Genomic DNA, 10,826 nt, shown 5'->3' on the forward strand with positions numbered 1-10,826 from the left:
ACCGCGCCGTCCACCGGCACCACATACGCCACCAGCCGCGTTCCCCCACCGCGACCCGCCCGGGCGACGACAACCGCCTGCGCGACGGCCGGATGCGCCGCCAGCACCGCCTCCACCTCGGCCGGCTCAACCCGCTGACCACGCACCTTGACCTGGACATCCGCACGGCCGACGTACTCCAGCACCCCGTCAGCCGTCCAACGAACCAGATCCCCGGTCCGATACATCCGCTGCCCGGCAGGACCGAACGGATCCGCCACGAACCGCTCCGCCGTCAGCCCGGACCGACCGTGATAACCACGCCCCACCCCACCCGCCACATACAACTCACCCACCACACCCGGCGGTACGGGTGTCAGACCCGGCCCCAGCACATAGGTGCGCATGTTGTCGATCGGCACACCGACCGGCACCGCACCCGACCCCCGCAACTCCCCAGACACCGCGAACGCAGTGGCATAGAAACTCTCCGTCTGCCCATACGCATTGACCACCCGCGTCCCGGGCAACACCGACCGCACCCGCTCCACCAACGCCGCCGACAGACCCTCACCGGCGAAGACGAGCGTGTCGATCTCCTCTTCGCCCGTGAAGCCTGCGAGCAGTTCGGCGAACGCGGACGGCACCGTGTGCACCAGTCCCACCCGGACCTCATCGCGTTCACCGAGCACGAGGACGTCCCGGACCACCTCCACGGTGGCTCCCTGGCTGAGGGCAGTGAAGATCTCGAAGACCGAGACGTCGAAGTTGACGGAGCTGGTCGCCAGCACATGCGAACCCGCCGTCACACCCATGATCCGGGCCAGCGCCGACACACCATTGACCACGTTCGCATGCGTGATCGCGACACCCTTCGGCACACCCGACGACCCGGACGTATACATCACATACGCCGCGTTCTCCGGCCGCACCCCCACCCCGCAGACCGAACCATCGCCCTGCGTGAGGTCGAGGTCGTCCAGGAACAACGGAACGGCATCGGTCCGCAGCCCCAGACCGGCCCATGTCTCCCGGTCCGTCAGCACCGACTCCGCGCCCGCGTCCGTGAGTACGAACTCCAGTCGGCTGCTCGGATACCGGGGATCCACGGGCACATACGCCGCCCCGGCCTTCAACACACCCAGCAGACCAACCACCAACTCAACCGACCGCGGCAACGCCACCGCCACGACCGACTCCACACCCACACCCCGAGCCACCAGCTCCCCCGCCAGCCGGTTCGCCCGCGCATCCACCTCCCGATACGACAGCGAGACATCCCCGCACACCACCGCCACCGCATCCGGCGACACGGCAACCCGCCGCTCCACCAACTCCCCCACCGACACCGGCAACACCGCGACCGCGGTCTCGTTCACCCCCCGCACCACCAGCGCCTCGTGCTCCTCGGGGTCCAGCACCTCGACGGCGCCGACGCGTGTCCGGGGATCGGCGGCCACCTGCCGTACGACTCGCTCGAAGCGTTCCGCGATCCGTTCGGCGGTGCCGTGGTCGAACAGGTCCGCGGCGTACTCGAGCCGGATCTGCGCGCCCCCGGTGGCGTCAGGGATGATGTTGAAGAACAGGTCGAACTTCGCCTCTCCGGTCGTCTGCGGCTCGAACTCGGCTGTCAGTCCGGGCAGTCGCAGCTCCGGCCAGGCGATCTGCCAGGCGCACATGACCTGGAAGAGGGGCTGGTAGGCAGTGGAACGCTCGGGGTTGAGCAGCTCCACCAGCCGCTCGAACGGGAGGTCCTGGTTGTCGTACGCACTCAGCGCCTTGCCCCGCACCCGCTCCAGAAGCTTCTCGAAACTCGGGTTCCCGGACAGATCGGCCCGCAGCACCCACGTGTTGGCGAAGAACCCGACCAGATCGGACAGGGCCTCGTCCGTGCGACCGGCGATCGGCGCGCCGATCGGGATGTCCTCACCGGCCCCCAACTGATGCAGCAGCACAGCGAGAGCCGACTGCAGGACCATCGACACCGTCGAGCCGGTGCGCTGCGCGAGTTCCTCGACCGCCGACACCAGTTCGGGTGTGAGCGGGTGCTCGACGAGGCCGCCACGCCGGCCGGCCACGGGCGGTCGGGGACGGTCGGTCGGCAGGTCCAACGGGGCGGGGACGCCTATGAGTTCGTCGCGCCAGTATGCCGTCTGTGCGGCCGCCACACTCTCCGGGTCCGACTCGTCACCGAGCAGCTCGGACTGCCACACGGTGTAGTCGGCGTATTGCACGTCGAGGGGCTTCCACCCCGGTTCCCGTCCGTCGCGGCGCGCGGCGTACGCGGTGACGAGGTCCCGGGCGAAGGGTGCCGCGGACTCACCGTCGCAGACGATGTGGTGGGCGACGAGGACGAGGGTGTGTTCCTCGGGCGTGACGCGCAGCAGCCGGGCGCGTACGGGAATCTCCGTGGCCAGGTCGAAGGCGTACGTCACCGCCTCGTGCACGGCCGCGTCGCGGGCTTCGCGCCCGACCTGGGTGACGGGGACGTCGAGCGCGACCTCGTGCGCGGGCAGCACACGCTGGAACGGCACCCCGTCCTCGTCCTCGACGAACACGGTCCGCAGACTCTCGTGCCGGACCACCACATCCCGTACCGCCGCAGCCAGCGCCTGTACGTCCAGCGAACCCGACAGCCGCAGGACGAAGGGCACGTTGTACATGGCCGACGGGCCCTCGAACCGGTGAATGAACCACAGCCGACGCTGCGCGAACGACAACGGAATCATGTGACCTCTATTCCTCGGTCATCCAGCTGATGCGTACGGGAGCCCGCACAGACGGGTCGGCAACGACGACTCAATTGGTGTCCGGAACCGCCAATGCGGCAAGCACCATAGGCAGCACAGAACCCGAAGTGCAGCATTCTCGCGGTCGCTTTGGGTCGTCGAGCCACTGCCACTGTTGGCCGGTAGCGTGAAGTTGTCCCGCCAGCGGGACAACTTCACGCCGGTGCGGGGGACGTGGCGGGCGAGCGAGCGCTGTCAAGGCTTTCCCATACCCAAGTCGTCGTGGTTGTGGGTGACTTGGGGTCGTCATTGCCGAGGATTGCCGCAACGGGATTTTCCTTGCGATGCTTCGGCGCATGCTTGTGGTGGTCGCGCCCGGACAGGGCGCCCAGATTCCCGGGTTCCTGAAATCCTGGCTGGAGGAGCCGGCATTCGCCGACCATATTCACTGGCTTTCGACGGTGTGCGGCATCGATTTGGAGCACTACGGCAGCGAGGCCGATGCCGACTCCATCAGGGACACCGCGATAGCGCAGCCGTTGATCGTGGGAACGGGACTGCTCGGCGCGCGGGCGCTCTTCTCGCGGTCGGTCGGCCGGCCCGCCTTGATCGATGTCGCGGCGGGACACAGTCTCGGCGAGCTGACGGTCGCGGCGAGTGTCGGGATGCTCAGCGAGGAACAGACGATGGTGCTCGTCCGTGAACGCGGCAGGGCCATGGCCGCGACGGCGGCGAAGTCCGCGGCGGGCATGGTCGCCGTCCTCGGTGGGGACCCCGACGACGTCCAGGCGACGATCGAGCGCCTTGGCCTGGTCACCGTGAACGACAACGGGCCGGGGCAGGTGGTCGCCGCGGGTGCGCGGGTGGCCATCGCGCGGCTGGTCGCCGAGCCTCCCGCGGCGACTCGGATCCGTCCGCTGCAGATCGCGGGCGCCTTCCACACCCCGGAGGTCGAGCACGTGGCCGTGCGTCTCGGCCGCTGCGCCCGGGCGATCACGCCCCTGACGCCTCCTGCCCGGCTGCTGTCCAACCTTGACGGTGAGGTCGTGACGGACGGGCGGGAGATGCTGGACCGGATCGTGCGGCAGGTCAGTCTCCCGGTGCGGTGGGGCCTGTGCATGGAGACCATGAAGCGGCTGGGTGTCACCGGTCTGCTGGAGCTGCCGCCGGCCAGCACGCTGACCCGGATCGCGCGGCGCGCGCTGCCGGGCATCGAGGCCTTCGCCCTGAACACCCCCGACCAGCTCGACGACGCGCGTGTCTTCGTCGACAAGCACAACACCGCCCCGGGGCCGGCGTGATCATGCGGGCCCGCACGGGTACCGGCCGTCCCGGGAACGCAACCCGCATTCCTCACGATCGAAGGAGCGTCATCGTGTCCAGCCTTGAGGAAATCCGCTCGGAGTTCTCCCGGATCGTCCATGAGATCGCCGGGGTGCCGCTCGACGACATCCAGCCCGGGAAGAACCTGGTGCACGACCTGGAGCTCGACTCGCTGTCGATGGTGGAGATCATGGTGGCGGCCGAGGACACGTTCGGGGTGAAGATCCCCGACGAGGAACTGCACCAGCTTCCCACCGTCGAATTGGTGACCGCATACATCCAGCGCGAGCAGGCGTGACCCTCATGGACACACGAGTACTGGTCACCGGGCTCGGAGCCGTCACACCGCTGGGCGGCGATGTCGCGTCGACCTGGGAAGGGCTGGTGGCCGGACGTTCCGCCGTCACGGCTCTGACGGATCCCGGGTACAAGGACTTTCCGAGCCGTCTCGGCGCGCCCGCAGCGGTCGATCCGGCGAAGGCGCTGTCTCCGAGCGCTGCGCGCAAGCTGGATCGGTGCGGGCAGTTCGCCGTGGTCGCGGCGCAGGAGGCCTGGCGTGACTCCGGGCTGGCCGGCCTCGCGGACAGCGGTCGGGCGATGCCGGGCGAACGGCTCGCGGTGTCGGTCGGTTCCTGCATGGGCGGCATCGGCAGTCTGCTCCAGGCCTGGGACGCGCTGAAGGAGAAGGGTCCCCGGTACGTCTCGCCGTTCACGCCGAGCAGGGCATTGCCCGACGCCGTCGCGTCCTGGGTGAGCCTCGGCCTGGGTGCCAAGGCAGCGGTCGAGACTCCGAACGCCGCCTGCGCGACGGGAAACGACGCGATCAGACGCGGTCGCGAACTGATCGTGTCGGGCAAGGCCGACGTGGTCGTGGCCGGCGGTGCCGATGCCCTGCTGCATCCGATCGGGCTGGCGTCCTTCGGCGCCATGCGGGCGCTGTCCTCCCGCAATGACGAACCGGACCGGGCGGCACGGCCGTTCGGCAGGACACGGGACGGCTTCGTGCTCGGTGAGGGTGCGGCCATGCTGGTGCTCGAGTCGGCCCGGCACGCGGCGGAGCGCGGGGCGCGGGTGTATGCGGAACTGGCCGGCGCCGGGTACTCCGCCGACGCGTACGACTTCGCGCTGCCCGATCCCACCGGTGCCGGGGAGGCGGCCGCGATACGCGAAGCGCTCTTTGTCGCGGGCATGGATCCGAGTCAGATCGCCCATGTGAACGCGCACGCGGCCTCGACCCCGCAGGGCGACCTCGTCGAGTCGGTCGCGATCCGTTCGGTGCTCGGCGCGCACACCGACGACGTCGTCGTCACCGCGCCGAAGTCTGCCATGGGGCATCTGATGGCCGGGGCGGGGGCCGTCGAATCGATCGCGACGGTCCTGGCGCTGCACCATCGTCTGGTGCCGCCCACACTGAACCAGGACGACTACGACGACAAGATCCGCCTCGACGTGGCACGGGAGCCCCGCAAGCTGCCGGACGGCGAACTGGGCGCATTGAGCAACTCGTTCGGGCTTGGCGGACACAACGTGGTGACGGCGTTCCGGACGATCTGACGACGCGTCCACGCGAGGCCGGCGATCACGAGTACCGAGGGCACAGGGCGAGCGACAGTCGAGTGCCGAGGGCGAGGGACGAGCGGACCCGTCGAGGCGGTGGGCACGAAGACACGGAGCCGGCCGCGGCGGAGCCCTCGCTTCGGCCGGTGGGCCAGGGCCGGGATGGGGCGTCACCGTCCGTCCCGGCCGTTCCATCGGGTCAGGTGTAGGGGTCAGCGGTCACACGGTTGGAGGCCGGAGGAACTCCGGACCATTCTCACGGTCTGCCGCCCCATCTTCGACGACTCCAACTCGTCCACGGCCGCGCTGAGCACTTCGGCCGCCCAGTCGTCCAGGCTCAGCCCGTGGGCCGTGGCTAGCTGTTCACAGCGTGTCAACTGTTCGGGAGAGAGCCGGATCTCGATCGACCGGCTCGACCCGCGGGGCATCGCGATGCCTTCCAGCACGTCCGACCGGTCGCACCGCAGCCCGGCTTCCACAGCGGAGCCCTGCTCGTCCCGCGTCGGCAGGGCCCGCGCCTCGGCGCCCTCCCGTTCGGCGAGGCTGGCCCGTATCTCCTTGCGTAACTGATTGCGGGACCAGCCCTCTTGTTCGGCCCAGTGGAGCCAGTAGTCCTGCTCGGCCTGCCCCAGGGCGGCGACCTCCGCGTGGTGCGCGAAGCTGAGACCGGCCCGTCGGCGGGGAAGAACGAACCGGCGTGCGACCCAGGCGTAGTTGCGCAGGGTCTGGTAGCCCAGTCCCGTTCGTTCGATCACTTCTCGGTACCGTCCGGTGTAGGCGGTCTCGCCGTACAGCACCCAGTCGGCGAGCCACCAGGTCGACGAGTCCGTCAACGAGGCGAGTTCTGTCCCTATCTTTTCCCACACGCTGAGGGATAATTGTCCAGGAATTACCAGTCCGGTCTTTCGGAGCGTGACCGGACCGGTCACGTTGATCATCACTGGCTGGCCGGCGTTTGCTGTATTGTTTCTTTCTCTGGCCACGACAGTCCCCCGGTGCCGTAGGAGTTCTTCACTTCTATCCCGGAGCAAAATGGTCCGTTCTGCGTCGCGTAAGTGAGCCGTATCCCTTGAAACAAGGTCGCACCGCTCATGTCTCTTGGCGCCATACCCTTACATACCACTCCCCGACTTCGCCACTGTCTCAACACAAACACCTGCGCGACGTCCTTCCGGCATCGCCGACACGGGCTGCGGCGCCCCTTAAAACGGGATCACCGCCGCCACCTGGGAAGACTCCCCTCTCGACGTAGACGCCGATGGTTCAGGCAACGACTGTTCATCTTTCTCCTATATGGAACATGGCCGAAACGGAACGCCCGGGGCGTCGCCGGGGCCAGAGCGTCCCCATACCCGCCCCCGCATACTCGCTGCTGAGGTGGCGTTGCCGTCCCACCCTCACCTTTCGGACCGGCCGCGGTGACGACAGCGGCGGTGTCGCCCGCATCGTCGCGTTAAGAACGCGTCAGGACTGCCGCACCACCCTTGCCATCCGTCCCCCGATCCCCTTGGCAGACCACGACGGCGAACCGCACACGCTTTATTGGCTATTCCCATACGGGCTCGACTATCTTGCTTCCGACCTCGACGAGAGACGAATTGAAATCAGCGCGGCTCCCGTCAAATGCGAGCGAGTCGCCGAAAGGACGTGACTCGATTGTTCGTGCCCGGCCCTTACCGTGAACCGGACGCCTCGTGGGCGGTCGACCTGGTTCGCTCCTTCCCCTTGGCCGTTCTGATGACCAACGGCAGCAACAACGACGTCCCGTTTGCGACCCACCTGCCCCTCATCCTCGATCCGGAGACAACGGAGCACCCACCCGCCGATTTGACCGGCACGACCCTGCTGGGGCACATGAACAGGGCCAATCCGCACTGGCCGTCGCTCCGGGACGGAATGCGGGTCCTGACGGTATTCACCGGGGCCCACGCCTACGTCTCTCCGACCGTCTACGCGAAGACGCCAGCCGCCCCGACATGGAACTTCACGTCCGTGCATGTACACGGGGTGCTCAGCCGGCTCGACGCCGAGGCTGCCGCGGAGCGGACCCTCGGGGTCGTCCAGTCCACCGTGCGCGCGTTCGAAGCCCGGTTCGGCGACAACTGGGACATGTCCGGCTCGGTGGACTACTTCCGCCAGATCGTTTCCGCTGTTGGCGCTTTTCGAATCGAAGTCGACCGGGTCGACAGCATGTTCAAACTCAGCCAGGAACAGAATCCGGAGACCTCCGACCGCGTACGGCGGGCCTTCGCGCAGAGCGCCTGCACGCGCCACCGCGACGTGGCCGAACTCATGAGCCGGCTGCCCCAGGCCGTGGGAGCCGAGGAGTCCACCGGAGCCTGACGGCGGCAGGCCCGGCAGGACACCGGCACCTGTCCCGCCAGCGGGACACCCCGCCCTGCACGAAGGGTGGCAAGAACCACCGAGAACCACAGTTTCGCCCGGCCCCGAATCTCGTCGGAAAGGTGAGTCCTCCGTGTCCGCAGTCATCGCCTCGTCCGCACAGGTGAGCATGTGGCTCGCCCAGAAACTGGCTCCGAGTGTGTCGAACAATCTCGCCGCCGTCTGGGAGATCGACGGTGAGATCGACCCGGCCGTGATGGATTCCGCCTACCGCTCGGTGCTCGGCCAGACCGGCACCGCCCTCGTGAACTTCCGTGAGGACACCGACGGGCTGCGCGTCGTACCTCGCGGGCTCGGCGAGTGGAAACCCTTCTACGACGACGTGCGCGGCACCGCCGATCCGGAGGCGGCAGCCCATGCCCTGATGGCCGAACAGGTGGGCCGGCCCTTCGATCTGGAACACGACCTGCTCTATCGCATGGGCCTGATCAGGCTCGGTGACACGCGCTTCTTCCTCACGGTCATCGCCCACCACATCGTTACGGACGGTTTCGGTGTGGCATCCGTGAGCAACCGCCTCGCCCAGGCCTACACCGCGCTCAAGCGCGGAACGCCGATGCCGGAATGGCCGGGCGCCGACCCGACACCCCTGTACGAGGACGACGTCCGATACCGGGAATCCGAACGCTTCGCGCGGGACGCGCAGTTCTGGCGCGACTATCTGGCGGACGAACCGGAAGTGGTCCGACTGCCCGGTGGCCTCGGCACCGACACGCCGTCGTCGTCCCCCTCCGTGTGGGCCGATGTGGCCGCCTCGGTCGGCGTACTGAACCGCACGACCACCATCACGAGGCTGGAAGCCGAGCAGTGGGCGCGCGCCGCCGACGCGGCCGGCATGACGATGTCGACCTTTCTGACGACGGCCGCCGCCGTGTTCTTCCGCCATGCCTGTGACCTGACGGAACCCGTCTTCTCGCTGGCCGTGAACAACCGCCGCGGACGGACCCGGCACATTCCCGGGCTCATGGCCAACTTCGTTCCCCTGCGCGTCAAGGTGCCGCTGACGGCACGCTTCGCCGACCTCGCCGCCACGGTGGCGACCGCGAAGTCCACCGTTCTGCGGCACTCCTTGCACCTCATATCGGACGTCAAGCGCGCCATGGGCCAGTCGGGCTCCGTCCGCAGCCCGCTCGGGGTCATCCTCAACTTCATCCAGGTACCCGCGAACGGCCCGGACTTCGACGGGAGTGCGGCCTCCTTCACGGGAGGCTCGTTTCCCACGCTGGACGAGCTGATGATCACCGTGATCGACGGCAGCAGCCTGGGCGGCGACCTGCAGATCCGCATCGACGCCCCGTCCGCCGGGTATGCCGCCGCGGACGTCCAGGGTCTCTCCGACCAGTTGATCGTCCTGATGCGCACGGTCGCCGCGGACCCGGGTGTCCGGGTGGGCGCTCTGGACGTGTGGCAGCCCGCCGCTCGCCGACGCCAGCTGGAGAGCCTGAACGACACGACGGCGCCGATCCCGGACCTCACCCTCCCCGACCTCTACGAGCGGCAGGCGGCCGCCACTCCCGACCGGTACGCACTGGTCACCGGCGCCGACGCAAGCGCTCTCACCTACCGGGAGTTGGACACCGCCGCCAACCGGCTGGCACACGAACTGGTCCGGCGCGGGTCGGGCCCGGACACCATGGTCGCCCTGGCGCTGCCGCGCTCGCCCGAACTGGTGGTGGCGACCCTCGCGGTACTGAAGGCCGGTGCGGCCTACCTTCCCCTCGACCCCGACCACCCCGCCGAACGCCTGGAGTTCATCCTCCGCGAAGCGCGGGCGTCCCTGTTGCTCACCACCTCAGAGATCGCGAGAGATCTGCCCACGGCCGGCCTGCCCGTCGTGATCCTGGACGATCCGGCCACGCGATCCGCCGTGTCGGAACTGCCCGGCGAGGCACCGCCGGCCCGCTCGCGCCATGCGGACCAGGCCGCCTACTGCATGTACACCTCAGGATCGTCGGGAGTGCCGAAGGGCATCACGGTCACCGACCACGCCGTCGTCGGGCTGGCACGGGACCGGAGGTGGGAGAGCGGCGCCCAGGACTGCGTCCTCCTGCACTCGCCCCACACCTTCGACGCCTCCACCTTCGAACTGTGGGTGCCCCTGATCCGCGGCGGTCAGGTGGTCGTCGCCCCGCCACAGGGGCTGGACGCCGACCTGCTGGCCGGCCTCGTCGCCGAGTACCGCATCACCTCGCTCTGGCTGACGGCCGGGCTCTTCGCCGCCATCGCCGAGGAACGTCCCGATTGCTTCACCGGGGTACGCGAGGTCTGGGCCGGCGGCGACGTGGTGCCGCCGTCCGCGGTCACCAACGTCCTGCGCGCATGCCCCGGCATCGCGGTCGTGAACGGTTACGGCCCCACGGAGACCACGACCTTCGCTACCTGCCATCGCGTCGACTCCACCGACCAGGTCGCCGACGTACTGCCCATCGGACGTCCCATGGACAACATGCGCACCTACGTCCTGGACAGCGCGCTGCGTCCGGCACCGCCACGTACCGTGGGCGAGCTGTATATCGCCGGCGCCGGACTGGCGCGCGGTTACCTGGGGCCGAAGCGCCTGTCCGCGGAGCGGTTCGTGGCGGATCCGTTCGGTCCTGCCGGGCAGCGGATGTATCGGACCGGGGATCTGGCCCGGTGGACGGCGGACGAGGTGCTGGAGTACGTCGGCCGCGCCGACGCCCAGGTGAAGGTGCGCGGTTTCCGCATCGAACCGGCCGAGGTGGAGGCGGCGGTGGCTTCCCATCCGGCCGTCGCGCAGGCGGTTGTCGTCGCCCGGGCGGGTCGCGGTGGGGGAACGCGGCTGGTGGCGTATGTGGTGCCGGTGGACGGCGCGGT

At 68.8% G+C, this 10,826-nt stretch carries 7 protein-coding genes; 5 read left to right on the top strand and 2 right to left on the bottom strand.

All coding sequences use genetic code 11. The features are described 5' to 3' along the window. Nucleotides 1-2,708, bottom strand: a 2,708-nt coding sequence (locus ACFYZZ_RS45095) for an amino acid adenylation domain-containing protein (protein WP_389189879.1), incomplete at its 3' end; no start/stop codon positions are given. A gap of 356 nt (nt 2,709-3,064) precedes the next feature. Here ACFYZZ_RS45095 and ACFYZZ_RS45100 point away from each other — a divergent pair. The 3 genes from ACFYZZ_RS45100 (at nt 3,065) to ACFYZZ_RS45110 (ending at nt 5,585) form a co-directional block, all read left to right on the top strand. Further along, nucleotides 3,065-4,009: an ACP S-malonyltransferase gene (locus ACFYZZ_RS45100; protein ID WP_389189881.1), complete on the top strand. Its 945-nt coding sequence runs from the start codon at nt 3,065-3,067 to the stop codon at nt 4,007-4,009. A 71-nt stretch (nt 4,010-4,080) separates the two neighbouring features. Further along, complete coding sequence (locus tag ACFYZZ_RS45105) at nt 4,081-4,329, top strand: acyl carrier protein (protein WP_386582013.1); 249 nt, start codon at nt 4,081-4,083, stop codon at nt 4,327-4,329. Next, nucleotides 4,326-5,585 (top strand): beta-ketoacyl-[acyl-carrier-protein] synthase family protein, encoded by a 1,260-nt coding sequence (locus ACFYZZ_RS45110; protein ID WP_389189883.1) that lies wholly within the window; start codon nt 4,326-4,328, stop codon nt 5,583-5,585. Before ACFYZZ_RS45105 ends, ACFYZZ_RS45110 begins: the two co-directional genes overlap by 4 nt. A 215-nt stretch (nt 5,586-5,800) precedes the next feature. On the opposite strand, the gene ACFYZZ_RS45115 is transcribed toward ACFYZZ_RS45110, so the two are convergent. Further along, nucleotides 5,801-6,526, bottom strand: a complete 726-nt coding sequence (locus ACFYZZ_RS45115) for an LmbU family transcriptional regulator (protein WP_389189885.1) — start codon at nt 6,524-6,526, stop codon at nt 5,801-5,803. Nucleotides 6,527-7,250: 724 nt separating this feature from the next. On the opposite strand from ACFYZZ_RS45115, the gene ACFYZZ_RS45120 reads away from it, so the two are divergent. After that, nucleotides 7,251-7,931, top strand: a complete 681-nt coding sequence (locus tag ACFYZZ_RS45120; protein ID WP_389189889.1) for an FMN-binding negative transcriptional regulator — start codon at nt 7,251-7,253, stop codon at nt 7,929-7,931. Between the two features lie 133 nt (nt 7,932-8,064). Further along, nucleotides 8,065-10,826: amino acid adenylation domain-containing protein (locus ACFYZZ_RS45125; protein WP_389189887.1), on the top strand; the 2,762-nt coding region annotated here is incomplete at its 3' end.

It is taken from the genome of Streptomyces sp. NPDC001816 (genome assembly GCF_042892235.1).
In the GTDB taxonomy this organism is placed as follows: domain Bacteria; phylum Actinomycetota; class Actinomycetes; order Streptomycetales; family Streptomycetaceae; genus Streptomyces.

Bases quoted from the DNA above. Each gene is read 5' to 3' on its own strand.
- ACFYZZ_RS45100 (WP_389189881.1), top strand. From the start codon at position 3,065: ATGCTTGTGGTGGTCGCGCCCGGACAGGGCGCCCAGATTCCCGGGTTC.
- ACFYZZ_RS45115 (WP_389189885.1), bottom strand. From the start codon at position 6,526: ATGATCAACGTGACCGGTCCGGTCACGCTCCGAAAGACCGGACTGGTA.